Here is a 17,930-nt window from a genome sequence, read left to right as displayed (position 1 = left end):
TGAAGCGAACATCGGAAGAGCGGGTACCTGCGCTGTTGGTTCGTAGCGACAGGTTGCGGACTTTAGGTGACGTCAACGGAATGTGCCACACCGCAGCTCACAGTCTCATTTGAGCTGCCAGCGAGCCACCAAGCGGCTGAGTGGATCCGCACAACGAAATCAATGATATCCGACATCTGTACGGACCTTGCCGCGAAACACCCAGTAGGACCAGCCAGTGTACATCAGGATCACCGGCAGCAGCACCAGCGTGCCAACAAGGAGGAAAGCCTGGGTGCGCTCGGACGAAGCTGATTCCCAAAGCGTGAAATGATAAGGAACAATCATCGGAAAGAGGCTGATCGCGATACCGACGTAAGAGAGCATGAAAAGGCCGATGGCGCCGATGAAGGGCTTTATCTCACTTGCGCTGTCCAGCACCCGCCACGTGAAGAATGCCACCGCCGCGGTCGCTACGGGCACCGGGGCCAAATATAGAACATTGGGCCAGGCAAACCAGCGCGAGGCGATGGCCTCGCTCATGAATGGGGTCCAGATGCTGACCAAGCCGATACCGATGAGGACGCCAACAAGGCACACGCGGCCGTGCCGACGCGCTGTTTCCTGTACCGCTCCGTTTGTCTTTAAGATCAGCCAGCCGGCGCCCAAAAGCCCATAGCCGAACAGAAGGGCAAAGCCGGTCAAAAGCGAGAACGGCGTCAGAAAGTCGAAAGACCCTCCGGAGAACTGCCTGCCAGTGACCTCGAAACCCTGGATGAAGGCGCCGAGCACGACCCCTTGAGCAAAGGTGGCCACGGCCGAGCCATAGCAGAAACCGTGGTCCCAGAAGGTCTTGTGCTCGGCATCGCGGAAGCGGAACTCGAACGCCACGCCACGGAACACCAGCGCCAGCAGCATGACGAGAATGGGAAAATAAACCGCGGGAATGATGATGGCGAAGGCAAGCGGAAACGCCGCAAGAAGCCCCAGGCCGCCCAGCACCAGCCAGGTCTCGTTGCCGTCCCAGATCGGAGCGATCGAATTCATGATCGTGTTGCGGGACGCCGTGTCGGGCGCGAAGCCGTAAAGCATGCCGACGCCAAGGTCGAAGCCGTCCAGAAGCACGTAGAAGAACACCGCCATGCCGAGGATCAGCGTCCATATCGGTACGAAATCGAGAACCTGGCTCATCGCACTTCCCCCTCTCGAAGTTCGACCGCTCCGGCTCGGACCGGCGCCTCTGGCCTGCCCCCTTCGATCTCAGCGCCCTCATCGGCGACGATGGATGGGCCTTTGCGCACGATGCGCAGCATCAGGAAGAGGCCCGCAGGATAGATGATGAGATAGACGGCGATGTAGCCAAGCAGCGAGATCACAACATCGGACCTCGTCAGCGACGGTGTCACCGATTCCGCCGTACGCAGAAGGCCGTAGACCGTCCAGGGCTGGCGTCCGACCTCGGTGGTGATCCAACCTGCGATAACTGCCACGAAGCCGATGGGCGCCGCGATCTGAGTGAGCGTGAGAAAAGCCCGCGAAGTGTCCAGCCGGCCGCGCCAGCGAAGCCATCCGCCAAAGAGGACGAGGCCGAGCATCAGCAGGCCGCAGCCGACCATGATGCGGAAGGCGAAGAATGGGATCGCGACGGGCGGACGCTGATCGGCCGGAAAGTCCTTAAGGCCCTTGATCTCGCCGTCAAGCTGGTGGGTTAGGATGAGGCTCCCAAGCCATGGAAGGTCGATGGCAAATCGGTTGCGCTCGCCCTTGTCGTCGGGAATAGCGAACAGGGTCAACGGCACCTGCCGCGCGGTTTCCCAACGCGCTTCGATTGCAGCGAGCTTTGCCGGCTGGTGCTCAAGCGTGTTCAGACCATGCTGGTCGCCGATGAAAATCTGGAGTGGGACCAGCACTGTAAGCAGCCAGAGCGTCATCGACAGCATCGTTCGCCCTTCCGCGGCCGACCTCCCCCGACGCATCAGATAGGCGCCGACGCCCATGACGACGAAGCCGGTCGTGACGAAGAAGGCGACGACGGTGTGCGCCAACCGGTAGGGAAAGGAAGGATTGAAGACCACCTTGAACCAGTCGGTCGGGAAGAACCGGCCGTCGATGATCTCGTAGCCGGCCGGCGTCTGCATCCAGCTATTTGCCGACAGGATCCAGAAGGAAGAAAGCAAAGTTCCCAGTGCCACCATCAGTGCCGCGACAAAATGCGCCCAGCGTGGCACCAACTGCCGTCCGAACAGAAGGACGCCAAGGAAGGCCGCCTCCAGGAAGAACGCCGTCAGGCCCTCATAGGCGAAAAGCGGTGAAAGGACATTGGCGGTCGCGTCGGAAAAGCGGCTCCAGTTCGTGCCGAACTGGAAAGGCATGACAACGCCTGTGACGACGCCCATGCCGAAAGCAATCGAGAATATTTTGATCCAGAACGTCGAGATGCGGAGATAGATGTCCCTTCCGGTGAAGAAATTGAGGCCTTCCAGCATCGCGATGAACGCGGCCAATCCTACAGTAATAGCCGGCAGCAGGATGTGCCAGCCGATCACCCAGGCAAATTGCAGTCGCGACAGGAATACAGGATCAAAATCCATTACTCGTCTCTCCCGATGCCAAGCTGGTGAGAATCACTTCATATGCTGCAGCAGCCGCCACAGAGATCACGCCTCGATTCAAAGCCGTGATCAAGCTATAGAAATCGGCGTCGGTGTCGATACAAGGATTGGAAACCGCTCTTCTGTCTGGCCGTCAACCTCGAACCAGACCACCAAATATTACCCTGGTAAGCCTTTCGACGGAGACAGCCAAAGGAGTTGTCCAGCGACTGCTGCGTCGAAATGTGACAGTCGGGGCGCCTCCCGTTCGCGACTGCAAAGAATTGATCGCAAGGCCTACTGTCGAAGCCGGCAACTTGGAGCGGATTTGCTGGGATTCAGTCCTGCAACTGCACTATGCGAAGATATGGCCGAAGGTCCGTCCAGCCTGGCGGAAACGTTCCTAAGCCTGTACGTCGGTGAGCGAGATGATGATCGGCTGACCCGGCTGCCCCTGTTCACCGAGGCTGTACAGGCAAGGCTGCGACCGACCCCGGTGCACGACCCGGTTGCTTAGTGACCCGGCAACTGTGCTGCTAATACGGGCATAGTGCTGATTTGCGCCCGCGACCCGCCGCCAAGGTGGGTTTTTCATTTCGGCGCCATACTCACACACCCTGGTTTCACGCAAGGGTGATGCCGGTTGATGAAACTTCCCCCGAGGAAGCGCGTTGCGTGGGTTCAGCCAATCCGAGGCCTGTCCCATGTATTGGTCTTCCAAGCCACTTTCTGTCGCCACCGCCATAAGCGGCGACATCCGAAACCTTATGAACACTCGGCAAGCTTTTGACCTGCTCAACGGTCATTGGCGCAGTGAAAGAAGCGACAAGCGCCGATCTGCGAAACCGGCGTGCCGACAGGCCTTGAACGGCAGTGTTCCCGCCGACGTCGCAGGAAATGCGTTCATCGACGCAGCGCGGGAAGCGCACATGTTGGTCGATTGTGCGAACCAATAGACAATGCCGGGATGGACCATTTCCCGCCACTAGCGAGGTCACAATGAACGCAACAACCCGATTGCACGAACTCGGCCAGAGCCTTTGGTTGGACAACATCACCCGCGATCTGTTGAGCAGTGGCACCCTTCAGCGCTATTGCACCGAATTTTCGGTGACCGGATTGACATCGAACCCCACAATTTTCGATGAAGCCATTCGTAACAGTGCCGCTTACGACGAGGCCCTACGTCGAAAAGCCAGAGAAGGCAAAGCGGGCGAGCAGCTATTCTTCGAATTGGCGCTGGAAGATTTGAAGCAAGCCGCAGCACTTTTTGGTCCGGTCCACGAAGTGACGGGCGGCATCGATGGCTGGGTTTCCCTGGAAGTGTCGCCTTTGCTGGCTAACGATGCCGGCGCCACTGTCGAAGCCGCCAAGCGGTTGCATGGGCAGGCGGAGTGTTCCAACCTGTTCATCAAGATTCCGGGCACGCCCGCAGGTGTCGAGGCCATAGAGGAATCGATCTTCGCCGGCGTGCCCGTGAATGTCACCCTGCTGTTTTCGTGCGAGCAGTATGTGGCGGCGGCCGACGCGTATTGCCGAGGCATTCAGCGACGGATTGACGCCGGGCTCGACCCGAAGATCGCCTCTGTCGCCTCAATCTTCGTCAGCCGCTGGGACAAGGCGGTCATGGATAAGGTTAACCCCGCGCTGCGGAACCGTCTCGGTATCGCCATATCCGGGCAAGTCTATAAAGCCTACCGGGAGCGGCTTGCCTCTTCCGGATGGCGCAAGCTGGCCGATGCCGGCGCACTTTCCCAGCGTCTGCTATGGGCGAGCACCGGCACCAAGGATCCGCAGCTTCCGCAATCCTATTATATCGAAGCGCTCGCCGCGCCTGCTACCATCAACACCATTCCAGAGAAGACACTCCATGCGTTTTCGAAAGAGGGTGTGTTGCGCGGCATCATGCGGGAGGATGGCGGCGACAGCGAAACCGTGCTTGGCGATTTCGCAAAAGCCGGCGTCGACATTCAGGCGCTTGCCGCGCAGCTCCAGTTGGAAGGCGCGCAATCCTTCACCAAATCATGGGCCGATCTGATGGCGGTGATTGCCTTGAAGAGCGAGCAGTTACATCGCCACGGTTCGGCCGGCAGATGATGAGCGCGCTTCTTGCGGCCAGGACATTGCCGCTCACGGAGCTTTCAGCATGGCAGGCGTTGCTGGCGCATTGTCAGGAAGTGCGCCCTTTGCATCTGCGACAGCTCTTCGCAGATGATCCCCGACGTGGCACGCAGTTCACCGTCGACGCCTGCGGACTTTATCTCGACTATTCGAAAAACCGCATCACGCCTGAGACGGTCCAGCTTCTCATTGAACTTGCCGAGGCCTCCGGGTTGCGTGAGCGCATCGAAGCGATGTTCAGCGGTCAGAAGATCAATGTGACCGAGCAGCGTGCTGTGCTTCACACGGCGCTGCGCGCGCCAATTGGCGAGCGAATTTTAGTTGACGGTATCGACGTCGTGCCGGAAGTGCACGCGGTGCTCGGCAAGATGGCTGATTTCACGAACAAGATCCACAGCGGCGCATGGCGCGGCCATTCAGGCCTGCCGATCCGCAACGTCATCAATATCGGCATCGGCGGCTCTGACCTCGGGCCGGTCATGGCCTATGAAGCGCTGCGCCACTACAGCCGGCGCGACATGATTTTCCGCTTCATCTCGAACATCGACGGTACCGATTTCGCGGAAGCGACGCGAGATCTGAATCCTGAAGAAACGCTGTTCATCATCTGCTCGAAGACGTTCAAAACGTTGGAAACGCTGACCAACGCCCATACGGCCCGTCAATGGGTGCTGCGCAAGCTGGGCGACGAGCGGGCGGTGGCCCGGCATTTCGTCGCCGTCTCGACCAATACCGAAGGGGTCGCCAAATTCGGCATCGACACCGAACAGATGTTCGGCATGTGGGATTGGGACGGCGGCCGCTATTCAATGGATTCGGCGATAGGCCTATCCACCATGCTCGCCGTCGGGGCGGAAAATTTCCAGGCGATGCTGTCGGGCTTCCATGACATGGACCAGCATTTTCGCACTGCACGGTTCGATCAGAACCTGCCGGCTCTGATGGGTCTGCTCGCGGTCTGGTACAACAATTTCTTCGAAGCGCAGACGGTCGCGGTGCTTCCCTACGAGCAATATCTGAAGCGTTTTCCCGCCTATCTCCAGCAACTGACGATGGAGAGCAATGGCAAGCACGTCACGCTTGGCGGCACGAAAGTCGACTACCAAACAGGGCCGATCTATTGGGGCGAACCTGGCACCAACGGGCAGCACTCTTTCTACCAACTCATTCATCAAGGCACCAAGCTCGTTCCGTGCGACTTCATCGGGTTTTGCCAGGCATTGAATCCGCTGGGACGCCACCACGATCTCCTGATGGCAAATCTCTTCGCACAGACCGAGGCGCTGGCTTTCGGCATAACGGAAGGGGAAGTCCGAGCGGAAGGGACGCCGGATTGGCTGGTTCCGCACCGCACCTTCGAAGGCAACCGCCCTACCAATACGTTGCTTGCCGAGCGCCTGACGCCAAAGATACTAGGCAGCCTGGTGGCGCTCTACGAGCACAGCGTCTTCACGCAAGGCGTCATCTGGAGCATCGACTCGTTTGACCAATGGGGCGTTGAGCTGGGCAAGGCGCTGGCCGAGAAAACAATCCCTGAACTGGAAGTTTCCGCGACCCCAAATCTTCAACATGACAGCTCGACCAATGCTTTGATCGAGCGCTATCGCCGGATCAAGAAGCACTGAATCGACAGCCGGACCGCAAGACTCCGATCGGAAAAAATATGGTACAGGCGCAACTCGACCAGCTTTGCATCAACACGCTGCGGATGCTTTCCATCGACGCGGTCCAGAAGGCAAATTCCGGCCATCCCGGAACGCCGCTGGATGCCGCGCCAGTCGCCTACTGCCTGTGGCAACACTTCCTGCGCTATGATCCAGCCGATCCCGACTGGCCGAACCGCGACCGTTTCGTGCTGTCGGCCGGTCACGCCTGCGCTCTGCTCTACAGCCTGCTTCATGTGTGCGGCGTCAAGGCAAAAGGGCCGGCCTATCCATCGAGCGACCGGCTGGCCGTGACGTTGGACGATCTCAAGTCGTTCCGCCAGGCAGGCAGCCATTGCACTGGACATCCCGAATTTGGCTGGACCTCGGGCGTGGAAACGACCACGGGGCCACTCGGACAAGGTGCCGCCACAAGCGTCGGCATGGCAATTGCTGAACGGTGGCTGGCGGCCACCTACAATCGACCCGATTATGATCTGTTCTCGCACACTGTCTATGCGCTGTGCAGCGACGGCGACATGATGGAGGGGCTCAGCAACGAGGCGGCATCGCTGGCTGGACACCTCAAATTGTCGAACCTCTGCTGGATTTATGACGACAATCACATCACCATCGAGGGGCCGACTGGCCTTACCTTCACCGAAGACGTGGCAACCCGCTTCCTTGCGTACGGATGGCATGTCGAGCGGGTAAGCGATGCAAACGATCTGGTGTTGCTGGGCAAGGCGTATCAGATGTTCATCGATACGCATGACCGCCCCACGCTGATCATCGTTCAAAGTCATATCGGTTATGGCGCGCCGCACAAGCATGACACCAGCAAAGCGCATGGCGAGCCCCTGGGCGCCGAAGAAGTTCGGCTGACGAAGGAATTCTACGGCTGGGATCCGGACGCCGATTTCAAGGTTCCGGACGGGGTCGTGGCGCATTTCCGCTCACATATGGGCAAGCGTGGGGACGCCGCTCATGCCGCCTGGCGAAAATTGTTCGCTGCCTATCGCAAACAATATCCTGACCTGGCCGAACAGATCGATCAGATGCAGCGACGTGAAGTTGCTCCCGGGTGGGACGCCACGTTGCCCGCCTTCTCAGCCGACGCGAAAGGCCTCGCGACACGTGAATCGTCCGGCCAGGTGTTGAACGCTATTGCGGAACATTTGCCATGGCTGCTGGGTGGCGCGGCAGACCTGTCGCCGTCAACCAAGACGAACCTCGAATTCGATTTCGCCGGCAACTTTCAGGCGCCCGAGGGTGACCAGGCCGTCAGCTACCGCGGGCGGAATTTCCACTTTGGCCTGCGCGAACATGCCATGTGCGCCATCGGCAACGGCATGAGCCTGTCGAAGCTGCGGCCGTTCGTCTCCAGCTTCCTGATCTTCACCGACTATTGCCGCGCGGCGCTGCGGCTGAGCTCGATGATGGAACTCCCGCTCATCTCCATCTGGACCCACGATTCCATCAGTCTCGGCGAGGACGGGCCAACCCACCAGCCCATCGAGCAGCTTGCCTCGTTCCGCGCCATGCCCGGCATGATCGTGCTGCGCCCGGCGGATGCGAATGAGGTCATGGAGGCATGGAAGGTCATCATTCATCTCAAGGACAGGCCCGTCTGCCTCGTACTGACGCGACAGCGGGTGCCGACGCTCGATCGCTCGATCTACGCAAACGCAGGCGGCGTGGCACGGGGCGCTTATGTACTGGCCGATGCTCCCGACGCCCGACCCGACGTCCTGCTGCTGGCGACCGGCAGCGAAGTCGCGCTGTGCGTGACGGGCTATGAACAGTTGAAGGCCGAGGGCATCAAGGCACGCGTCGTCAGCATGCCGTCATGGGAATTGTTTGAAAGCCAACCAAAGGAGTATCGCGACACCGTCCTGCCGCCAACGATAACCGCCCGCGTGGCAGTGGAGGAAGCATCCGGTTTCGGATGGGAACGGTATACCGGCTTCGACGGCGCCATCCTGGCTCTGCATAGCTTCGGCCTGTCCGCTCCATCAAAGGTCGTCGCAAAACACTTCGGATTCGAGCCCGCACACGTCGTTGCGGCTGCCAAGGCGCAAATTGCGGGCATTCAAGCTCCAGGCAGTGCGGCTTTCACCAAATGAGGCAATCAGCACGATCATGAACATCAGTCCATTGGCCGGAAAGCCGCCCCCGCCCGACCTGCTGGTCAATGTCCCCAGGCTTGTCACGGCCTACTATAGCCAAGCGCCGGACCTTGCCGACCCGTTGCAGCGCGTGGCATTCGGGACGTCCGGGCACCGCGGGTCTGCAGTCGAAAGAACGTTCAACGAAGCACATGTTCTGGCAATCAGCCAGGCCATCTGTCTGTACCGCAAGCTACGGGGCATCGACGGCCCGATCTTCATCGGCATCGATACACATGCGCTGTCGGAACCGGCGTTTGCGAGCGCACTGGAAGTGCTGGCCGCGAACGGGGCGGAGGTGATGATGGCGGCCGGTGGCGAGTATACGCCCACCCCTGCCGTCTCTCACGCAATCCTCATCTACAACAAAGGCCGCAAGACCGGGCTTGCCGATGGCATCGTCATCACGCCGTCGCACAACCCACCCGGCGACGGAGGTTTCAAGTACAACCCGCCCAATGGCGGGCCGGCGGATACCGATGTCACCGGCTGGATCGAACAACAGGCCAATGAGCTGCTTGGCAACGGCCTGAAAGGCGTGCGGCGGATGCCGTTCGAGAAGGCCCTCCATGCGCCTACAGTCCATGCCCACGATTTCCTGAACGCTTACGTGAACGATCTCGGCAATGTCATCGACATGGACGCCATTCGGGGAGCGCATGTTCGCATGGGCGTCGACCCGCTCGGCGGCGCGGGAGTCCACTACTGGCCCGCCATAGCCGACCGCTATAAACTCGACCTGACCATCGTCAATCGCCACGTCGATCCCACTTTTCGTTTCATGACGGTTGATTGGGATGGCCAGATCCGCATGGACCCGTCTTCAGCTTATGCCATGCAAGGCCTTATCAGCCTGAAGGATCAATTCGACATCGCTTTCGCATGCGACACCGATCACGACCGGCACGGCATCGTCACGCGCAGTGCCGGGCTGCTGCCGGCCAATCATTACTTGTCGGTGGCGATTGATTACCTGTTCCAGCATCGCCCTGAATGGCGCAAGGACACCGCTGTTGGAAAAACGGTGGTGAGCAGCCAGATGATTGATCGCGTCAGCGCCAGGCTGAAGCGCAGACTGTATGAAGTGCCGGTCGGGTTCAAATGGTTCGCCGAGGGCCTTCAGGACGGCTCGATGGGCTTTTGCGGCGAGGAAAGCGCTGGTGCGACGTTCATGCGCCGCAATGGCGCCGTCTGGACGACCGACAAGGATGGCATCGTGCCGGCGTTGCTGTCGGCCGAGATCATGGCAAGGATGGGTCGCGATCCCGGCGAGGTCTATCGCGACCTGACGAAGGCATTGGGCGAACCGGTCGCCGACCGGCTCCAGGCAACGGCAACCCCAGCACAAAAAGAGAAACTGTCGAAGCTCTCGCCGCATGAGATCACGTCGAAGATCTTGGCTGGCGAACCGATCCGGTCGGTGCTCAGCCGGGCACCGGGCAACAATGCCGAAATCGGCGGCGTCAAGGTGGCCACGGAAAACGGTTGGTTCGCCGCGCGCCCGTCAGGTACCGAGGATATCTACAAGATCTACGCTGAGAGTTTTCGCGGACAGGACCACCTGCGCGCCATCCTGGCCGAGGCGCAGACGACCGTCGACCATGCGCTCGGGGCAACCAAAGGAAGCTGAACCGGCTGCACGGCTTGTGATGACCCATGCTTACGTCCCGAGGAGATGCTCCCCGGGGTAAACGATCGTTCCATCATCGCGCACGACAGCGCCTGGCGTCAGGCTGGCCTCCTCGACATGACCGACCCCAAGGATGTGCATGACCCGTTCGCCTTCTCCGAGCAGGTAGTCGGAAATGATGCGGCGGTGGCAGCGCCACCAGACGGCTTCCGCGCACATCATTGCGCAGCGATGCCGGCTGCCGAGCTCTCGCAGTTGCGCCAAGCCTTTGGCGAACGGCTCGGTCAGCGCATAGTCCGCGTAGTTGCGAAAACCACGTACGCGCCAATAGCTATTGGGGGAAGGTTCCGCCCCCCGCGCCTTGCCCCGCAAGCCGCCAAGCGCAGCGACATGCTTATAGCCGATCTGCCACGGCGCCAACGCTCCCGGAAGGCTGTCTTCGTTAAACTGCGGATTGGTGCGCGAGCGCGGCATCGACCTCACATCGACAACGAAATCGACACGAGACTCCCTAAGCAGTTCGGCGAACTCGACGATCGTACGCGTGGAATGGCCTATGGTGAAGAAGCTGTTCGTTTCGATTCCAATCTGACGGCGCACGGCGACCTTGGCCACCTCGACGCGGATTGTAGCCTGTTTATCGCGCAGATCAAAAAAGACCCCTGCATCGGGAAGCGATCGCTGGAACCGAATTCGCGTGCAAAGGTTGAGTGGTGGATCATCGCCATTCGATTGCGCCATCCAGGTGCGGAATGGCGTCTCGCGCGAGAATCCCTGTCACCCTTGGTCGAGCCACATGGCTCGAGTCAGCGTTACGTGAGCTGGAATTCGGAAGCCCAGGGGGGGGCAGCGGCACGATCGTTCGTGTGCACAGACTGACGCCGATGACCGGCGTGCCGAACGCAACCACGGATGAGCGCTATAGACGGCGTCGGAGATTAGGAGATAGAGCGCCCCTTGCCACCATGCTCGCCCCAAGGGCGGCACAAGGCGAAGAAGCCCATCACCACGCCCACAGTACCGCAGCATGGATCCAGGGTTTGGTTGCAGCGGCTAGGCATCAGCCGCGATCATCTTGTCCGGCACCGAGATGGTCTACATGATGCGCTCGCCGATGTAGTTTCCCTTCTCCGACGTGGCCCGCTCCGACTTCGGCGGGGGCGAAGTGAAGTCTGCGGCATTCCTTGCGTGCCTTGTCCGCTGGCCGACGAACGGGCGGGCGAGCGTCGGCACGTATCCTGACGAGACCCCCTTCGGCCACGGGACGGCTACGAGGATGTCCGCCATGTCGCCGTCCGCCGTAGCGTAGTGCACAGGTTGCCGGAGACGGAGGACTGCCGCCGCTGGCAGCAGGGACTCGTCATTTCGTCCGTGCGGCATCGCGATTCCGCCGCCGATGTATGTCGGCCCGCGGCGCTCCCGCCGCAGCAGGGCAGCCAACACGGCTTCCCGGCTTGCCCGCCCCTTTCGGCGAGCAGACCCGAGAGGCCAGAGCGCCTCGCGCTTCGTAGCGGGATGGATAGAGGATGATGTCCGGGCGACCTCCCCAAGCGCCCACGTTCCCCGCTCCGCCGAAGTGGCGGCGTTTCGGGCGCGATCGATCAGGGTCGGCGGGACCGGCATCGCATTGGCCGGTCTCACTGCAGCACCTGGGCCCGGCTTGCTCGTCCGCCGGGCCTCGTCCCCGACGCGCAGTGATCCGCAATCGCGGCAGGAGTGACGGTCGACGAGATGCACCAGGGGCAGCGGACTGCGGCGCGGGGCAAGAGGCTATTGCAGGAGAGGCACACCTGCCTCGTTCGGACGGTTCTCATGACACGCTCCATCGATGCGGCGCTCGGCGCCAAACCGCTTTGCCTGGAATGCTCCGGAGCAGGTTAGGTGCGGGATTCAGGGTCAAAGAGTTTGCTCCGGGAAAGGACGCGACCCTCCCGGCAAGCCTCGAAATCCTGATGAACGTCTCCATGCACATGCTGTCCTGCCTACTTCATCCCTACTTCATCCCGACTTCAACTGCGGGAATGCGCCACCGATGCCCCTCAGAGCATCGCGAACGCGGTCACCATCAGGCCGAGAAGACCTACGGCTATGATGGTCTTTGTGATCGTGTCCATGTCAGGCCCTCCGGGGAATATAGGATTCCGCCACGATTACCGGGCTCTCGCCCAGGTAGTCCGCCATTGGGAGAGGTTTGGCTCCTTCTGGACTGAAAAGACCCTCAACCACCCGCGGGATGTGGTTGCGCGAAATGCCAATGTCCTCGAGTTGCCTGTTGTCCAGTCGCGAGAGTTCGTTGATCGCGCGGCTCCGCTGCCATTGGCGGATGGCACGAAGGAACAGCTGCCGCACTGTGGTTCTGGACTTGCGTTCGGACCCGCGTTCTGATGCCGATGGATAAGTGCGGTCGATTTTGGACATGTTGGTCTCTCCGCCGAAGTAGCCCGCGGCCGCACATGGCGGAACCTCATGCGAGCTTGGTCATGGACATGCCGACAAGCCGGCCGCTGAACGACCGGATACGATGTCGGACTGGGTGGGATTTGTTCCCGAGACGGCGGGCGGGCGCGCCCTTGCCGCTCGGGCTAGGAACGCGTCAGGAGGAACGCCGAAACGACCAGAAACTTCTTGTGACGACCTGCGATTACCATGCATCGTAGATGGGGCTCCTACACGGAAATTCAATCGAAGCGCGCCGCGTGCGGCCTTTGGACGCGAAACGGCCGGTATCGGCCAGCCATCTTGGACTTCTGCATCCGACGTTCCCATAATGAGGTCATGAACACACCTCCTCCAAGCTCCCTAACGTTCCGAAAGCGGCGCAAAACGCGCCGGTAACCCTGGCCGCGCGGGGAGTATCCGCCTGGCCAGGGGATCCTGCAGCTTCATCGTTTTCGCACGAAGCGCGCTGCCGGCCGTCGACCGGGGGCCGCACAGTGCTTGCCAGCAAGGAGACAAGGAATGGCAAAGAGGAAGGGCAACCGCGAAACCCGCAAACCGAAGCAGGACAAGGAGGTCAAGGGTCAGGCGGCGACTTCGGTGTCGGCGATCGTTGCGGGCCCAAATTTGGCCGGTCGTCGCCGCTGACGCTCGTAATGACTGCGGCGGCATCACTTATCCGGTGCCGCCGCAGCGTGTTCGACGCATGTCCGCAAGCCTGCCTCACCTCTGACCTCGAAGGGATGCCCGTCTTCCCTGCGGTCCTGTCACGGAAACGTGCTGCCCGGGCAATGAGCATCAGGTGACCGTGACGAAGGCGGCGACCAGCAGTTCGCGGGCTCCGACGCGGGAACCGAGCGCCGACAAGAAGACGATTGAGCAAGCGCGGTCGCGCCCGTTCCCCAGCCGAGGCCAAGTGTAGGTACGTGGATTCGCTAGCAAAAGCTGCCGAATCGCAGTGTTGCGATGGCTCCGGCAAGGGTAAGCACCACTCCGATCAGAAGCAGGGGGGTCGGCAGGCAGCCCACGGCGGCAGGTCGGCGGCTTGGAGCATTCGATCACCTCCCCGCGCATGAGGAACTTGGCGAGCGCTTGCTCGACATGGATCCTAGGACGCCCTTCGAAATACACCTCGCTTCCAGTGCGGGTGCCGGCAGTGAGCGCAAGGAGCATCGCGCAGACCTACATCGCGCCGAGGCAGAGCACCCGGTCCTGCGTGCGCGGGCCCGGACCACTCGGTAGACGTAGCAGCCGATGGCGAAACGAGCATGAGCTGCTAGTCCATGATGGCCGCAAAGGATAGCGGCCGTCATTCGAAGATCTCCCTCAGCAGCGCCTCGAAGCGGTTCTTGATAAAGGCGACCCATTTACGGCTCTGAGCGCTAGTCAGAGACCATGCCGTCGGTGCCAGTGTGCTTCGGCGTGATCAGGCGGGACCGATCGACACTGTCCTTCCGCTACAGCCAGATATCGCCAGTCCTTCGATTGGACTGTCGCTTCTTTCGTGCTTGCTTCGCTGATGCTGGCGTATCAGAAGGGGTCGGCATGGCCTTGAACGTTACCCTCCCATACGCGAGACCGCTTCATCCGGTTCACTTTCCATGTCAACGGAAAGACGTCGCGCCGGCCCAATCCACGCCAGATAGTCTCGATCCGGGTTTCCTTCCATCGTGAGATCGCCAGCATAGTAGGCCTCGTTCAGTGCGCCAACTCTCGAACCGACAACCATATACGCTGCAATTGCCGCGGCGCGCGAGCGAGCGCAGAATGCCAACCTGAGTGGCGCCGAATCTGTCGCCGCCCGCAAAGACAAAGCGGTCTTTGCCTGCGTAACCTCCTTGGGCACGACGCCCCCCCGAATTGTTGGATCGCGACGCCTGCCGCGATCCCACGCTCCAGCTATGGCGCCACCGTGATGCGGCCCTTCATGTTGGGGTGGAAGCGGCAGAAATAGTTGACCGCTCCCGCGGCCTTCAATCTCAGGCTTCCGGACTTCTTCGGCGGGATCATCACATCCCAGCCACCCTTCACGGTGGCTGTGTGGGCAAACACGTCCTTGTTTACCCACTCGATCGTGTCGCCAACCTTCGCCTCGACGGTCACTGGCGAGAACACCAGCTTGTCGATGGTGACCTGGATGGTTTCGGCCTTCACCGGCGCGGCGACGATTGTTAGCGCCAGTGCAATCCACAGTTGCCGTTTCGGCATCATCAGCGCTGTTCTCATTTCAGCATGCCGGCGACATGTTCGGCATGTTGTTCATGGCCTTGGAATATCTTCAGGCCGGTCTCCAGCAGATCCTTGAGCTCGGCGTTGCTCGCAGAGGGAATCAGGAGCGTTTGGAGAGCGTCGTCGACCTGCTTGTGATAGGCTACCTCGTTGTCGACATAGGCCTTGTCGAAGGCCGCTCCCTTGAGCTTGGCGAGCTTGGCCCGCTCCTCCGCGGCGGCTTTGGTCAGCGCCTTGCTGGTGGCGTTGTCTTCCGGCGTCACCTTGAGTTTCTTGACCAGGTCGAGCGCTTGGACATTCACCGCCTCATGGTCGCGGACCATGTCCTTGGCGAAGGCGAGCACCTCCTTGTTCTTCGACTTCTTGAGCGCTTGCTTGGCCGCCTCGACATCGATCACGCCGGCTGTATAGGCGATGTGGGCGATCTGCGGGTCGGTTGGTTTGTCGGCGGCTTGCGCAAGCGGGGCAGTGCCAAGCAGCAGCCAGGCGGCCAGAGCGGCGGTGTGACGAATAAGCATGACATCTCCTTCGCCCGGATGCGGGGATCGCCTCGGGCTTCGTTTCCGGTTGACGCATCATTGGATGCAGCGCGGCGGCAAACGTTCCCGCGAAAATCCGCCAAATCAGAAAATGGGTCAGCCTTCCAGGCCGAGCCGCTTCATCACGGCAGCGGTCAACCCTTCGCAGCGCCGGCCAGCGAAGGGGAAGGCGTCGAGCAGCACCGGCCCGATCTGGTCATCCAGCGCCTTGCGCAGCAGGGCGCGAGCGCGATGCAGGCGGGTCTTGACGGTTTCGGGCCGCACGCCGAGTAGTTCTGAAGTCTCTTCAATGCTCAGGCCCTCGATCACCCGCGCCACGAACACCATCCTGTAGAGATCTGGAAGGCTGTCGGTCGCCCGTTCGACAAGGGCCAGGATTTGCCGTTGCGCCATTGTCCGCTCCGGATCATCGCTGGGGTTGAGGGGAAACTGGATAATCTCGGCCTGCGGGTTCTCGGGCATCGCCACCGATCGCCGTCTTTTACGCAACCGGCCGAGCGCTTCGTTGATGACGATGCGCGACAGCCACGTGCCGAGCGAGGCATCGCCGCGAAAACTGCCGAGATGGGCAAAGGCCCTGACATAGGCCTCCTGGACGATGTCCTCGGCCTCGCTGTCATTGCGCACCACGCCGCGCGCGATGCGGTAAAGCCGCTGGTTATGCGTCTTGATGATGGTGCGAAAGGCAGCGCCGTCGCGCGCCAGGGCTCGCTGCGTCAATTCCAGGTCGCCAGAGGCAGCGATGATTTCGGTCGCGTCTCGCCGAACGTACGACATGAGCAGTCTCCTTGCCCTTCAAGAGATTGGTCTCGACAACAAGGTTCCTGAAAATTCGTCACACCGGAATCGACGACAGGAATTCGCGCCTCAGATCGATGTTCGTCTCGAAAACGCCGAGCATGCGTTTGGTGACCATGCGGGTGCCGTGCGCGTGGACGCCGCGCGATGTCATGCAGCCATGCTCGGCCACAAGCACGACGGCCACTCCACCCGGCTGCAGGGCATCCTCGATCGCGCAAGCGATATCATCCGTGAGCCGCTCCTGTACCTGCAAGCGGCGAGCGCAAGCCTCGACGACCCTTGCCAATTTGGAGATGCCCACCACGCGGTTGAGGGGCATGTAGGCGATGTACGCCTTGCCGTGGATTGCGGCCATGTGGTGCTCGCAGAAAGAATGAAACGCTATGTCGTGCAGTTCGACCGCCTGGTTATAGCCGCCGATTTCATCGAACGTCCGTTCGAGCAGTCTCACAGGATCTTGCCGATAGCCGGCAAACCACTCTTCATAGGCACGAACGACACGCGCAGGAGTATCGATAAGACCGGGTCGGGCCGGATCGTCGCCGGCCCAAGAGATCAGCGTCCTGACCGCGGCCTCAGCATCGAAGCGCGTCGGCCGGACGCGGCCGACTGCTCTGGGTTGGCCGTCTCCCACTGAATTTGCTTCGGCGGAGGCCGACACGCCATCTTCGGTGTCGTTCAGAATTTGCGAATGCAGGTCCATCGGTCTCTCCAGTTCCACGCTCGAAACCATTGGATGCGGCTGGCGAGGATTGGTTCCCGACTGGCACGACACCCAGGAGGAAGGTTCCCATCCGTGGCGAACCACGGGAACTTTTCGAAAAGCGCTGCATCCAATTTCATGTCTGGCGCATGGTCGACGCACGCCGTCAGGATCGTGAAGGAGAACCAAGATGGCATCGAAACAGCCCGCGGAAACCGACCCCTCGCTGTTGGTGTGTTCATCGTGGCAATCGCGATAATGCCGATGCCGCCGGTCAGCTGGTGGTCCTGGTACGCGTCGGCGACCATTTGCTGGCGGTCGACGGCACATGCACCCACTGCAAAGTCCCGCTGGCGTGCGGAGTATTCATTTGCACCAGGGCCTATATCGGTCTTCAGATCGGCGAAGGGCTCCAGCCTGCGCAACGTTCCGGCCGTGGCCACAGGGCGGCCCCTATCCGGGTCAGGACGCGATCCGCGGCGGCCCGGTGGCTGTCGCGACGACGATGGCTTCGACGAAACTGCGCTCGCCCTCGATTGTGGCAACCCTTATGTCCCGTGAGATCTCGATCCGAGCCTGATCGGTCCCGGCGCGCTCGGCGAGACCTGCCGCCAGAGCGCGAATGTGGGCTTCGGCGGCGGCCATTGCTTCGTCCTCGGTGTCAAAATCGTCCAGCCGCAGGCCGGAATTGAGACGGAAAAGCCCGATCTCCGGCTGGCTGACGCGGGCTTCCGCTGACATCCGTACCTGCCCGACCACCGCGCCTAGCGCATTGGCGACGTCGGCGTGTTCGGCGATCTTGCACGCATTGCCGAGGATCGGCGGCAGCCCCGCGTAGTGAAGCGATGCCGAAGCGCCGAGGCCGATCACCGGCCGGTCGAGTGCGATCGACAGCTGCGCCATGCCGCCTCGTCGGCCAACGGCACGCTGAACCAGCGGATTGGCAACAGAGACGCCGCCATCCAGCCCGTCCTCGGCAAAGACTGTTTCAAGAATGGCTTCTGCAGAACGCCGGGTGACGGCGATGAGGACCATCTCGGAAAATGCTTCCGCTCCTTTGGCGACACGATGCCCTTGGCCGTCGCGCTTG

General features: G+C 61.1%; 15 protein-coding genes and 2 pseudogenes. 6 read left to right on the top strand and 11 right to left on the bottom strand.

The features are described from left to right. Positions 1-159: 159 nt before the first annotated feature. Together cydB and EN949_RS06410 are read right to left on the bottom strand one after the other, a co-directional pair. The gene (gene cydB / locus EN949_RS06415) at positions 160-1,170 is read right to left on the bottom strand and encodes a cytochrome d ubiquinol oxidase subunit II (protein WP_127366896.1); all 1,011 of its coding nucleotides are present in this window, start codon (positions 1,168-1,170) and stop codon (positions 160-162) included. After that, a complete protein-coding gene (locus EN949_RS06410) occupies positions 1,167-2,570 on the bottom strand; it encodes a cytochrome ubiquinol oxidase subunit I (RefSeq protein ID WP_127370996.1) in 1,404 nt (467 codons plus the stop codon). The genes cydB and EN949_RS06410 overlap by 4 nt, the downstream gene beginning before the upstream one ends. Positions 2,571-3,274: 704 nt before the next feature. On the opposite strand from EN949_RS06410, the gene EN949_RS06405 reads away from it, so the two are divergent. From EN949_RS06405 to pgm, 5 genes are read left to right on the top strand one after another with little or no spacing between them, the layout of a single operon-like run. After that, positions 3,275-3,526 (top strand): DUF982 domain-containing protein, encoded by a 252-nt coding sequence (locus EN949_RS06405; RefSeq protein WP_084015940.1) that lies wholly within the window; start codon positions 3,275-3,277, stop codon positions 3,524-3,526. Between the two features lie 43 nt (positions 3,527-3,569). Beyond that, positions 3,570-4,667, top strand: coding sequence for a transaldolase (gene tal, locus EN949_RS06400; RefSeq protein ID WP_064994320.1), 1,098 nt, complete (start codon positions 3,570-3,572; stop codon positions 4,665-4,667). Further along, positions 4,664-6,316 carry a glucose-6-phosphate isomerase gene (gene pgi / locus EN949_RS06395; protein ID WP_245461855.1) on the top strand — a complete coding sequence of 551 codons (1,653 nt, stop codon included), beginning with the start codon at positions 4,664-4,666 and terminating at the stop codon, positions 6,314-6,316. Before tal ends, pgi begins: the two co-directional genes overlap by 4 nt. A gap of 38 nt (positions 6,317-6,354) precedes the next feature. Next, a complete protein-coding gene (gene tkt, locus EN949_RS06390; protein ID WP_064994318.1) occupies positions 6,355-8,460 on the top strand; it encodes a transketolase in 2,106 nt (701 codons plus the stop codon). A gap of 13 nt (positions 8,461-8,473) precedes the next feature. Continuing rightward, positions 8,474-10,132, top strand: coding sequence for a phosphoglucomutase (alpha-D-glucose-1,6-bisphosphate-dependent) (gene pgm / locus EN949_RS06385; RefSeq protein WP_206523617.1), 1,659 nt, complete (start codon positions 8,474-8,476; stop codon positions 10,130-10,132). A gap of 30 nt (positions 10,133-10,162) precedes the next feature. On the opposite strand, the gene EN949_RS06380 is transcribed toward pgm, so the two are convergent. Then, a complete protein-coding gene (locus EN949_RS06380) occupies positions 10,163-10,732 on the bottom strand; it encodes a DUF488 domain-containing protein (protein ID WP_245472373.1) in 570 nt (189 codons plus the stop codon). Between the two features lie 1,515 nt (positions 10,733-12,247). Then, complete coding sequence (locus EN949_RS37215) at positions 12,248-12,550, bottom strand: DUF1127 domain-containing protein (protein WP_084015936.1); 303 nt, start codon at positions 12,548-12,550, stop codon at positions 12,248-12,250. A 540-nt stretch (positions 12,551-13,090) separates the two neighbouring features. On the opposite strand from EN949_RS37215, the gene EN949_RS37055 reads away from it, so the two are divergent. Then, complete coding sequence (locus EN949_RS37055; protein WP_263499051.1) at positions 13,091-13,216, top strand: hypothetical protein; 126 nt, start codon at positions 13,091-13,093, stop codon at positions 13,214-13,216. 405 nt (positions 13,217-13,621) lie between these two features. Here the strand turns inward: EN949_RS37055 and EN949_RS06365 are convergent. From EN949_RS06365 to EN949_RS06335, 7 genes and pseudogenes are all read right to left on the bottom strand, one after another. After that, positions 13,622-13,881: pseudogene (locus EN949_RS06365) on the bottom strand (hypothetical protein); the annotation flags it as partial. Between the two features lie 586 nt (positions 13,882-14,467). After that, on the bottom strand, positions 14,468-14,794 hold the full coding sequence (locus tag EN949_RS06360) for a cupredoxin family copper-binding protein (protein ID WP_206519124.1): 327 nt from the start codon (positions 14,792-14,794) through the stop codon (positions 14,468-14,470). Continuing rightward, positions 14,791-15,315: a DUF4142 domain-containing protein gene (locus EN949_RS06355; RefSeq protein WP_127366892.1), complete on the bottom strand. Its 525-nt coding sequence runs from the start codon at positions 15,313-15,315 to the stop codon at positions 14,791-14,793. Before EN949_RS06355 ends, EN949_RS06360 begins: the two co-directional genes overlap by 4 nt. 117 nt (positions 15,316-15,432) lie before the next feature. Further along, a complete protein-coding gene (locus EN949_RS06350; protein WP_127366891.1) occupies positions 15,433-16,113 on the bottom strand; it encodes an RNA polymerase sigma factor in 681 nt (226 codons plus the stop codon). A gap of 58 nt (positions 16,114-16,171) precedes the next feature. Continuing rightward, complete coding sequence (gene folE / locus EN949_RS06345) at positions 16,172-16,840, bottom strand: GTP cyclohydrolase I FolE (protein WP_127370789.1); 669 nt, start codon at positions 16,838-16,840, stop codon at positions 16,172-16,174. After that, complete coding sequence (locus tag EN949_RS06340; RefSeq protein ID WP_127367550.1) at positions 16,816-17,283, bottom strand: hypothetical protein; 468 nt, start codon at positions 17,281-17,283, stop codon at positions 16,816-16,818. Before EN949_RS06340 ends, folE begins: the two co-directional genes overlap by 25 nt. 19 nt (positions 17,284-17,302) lie before the next feature. Then, positions 17,303-17,930: pseudogene (locus tag EN949_RS06335) on the bottom strand (hydantoinase/oxoprolinase family protein); the annotation flags it as partial.

The sequence above is a fragment of the Mesorhizobium sp. M7A.F.Ca.US.007.01.2.1 genome (genome assembly GCF_003998165.1).
Lineage (GTDB): Bacteria > Pseudomonadota > Alphaproteobacteria > Rhizobiales > Rhizobiaceae > Mesorhizobium > Mesorhizobium ciceri.
This window is presented reverse-complemented; position numbering and strand designations above follow the sequence as displayed.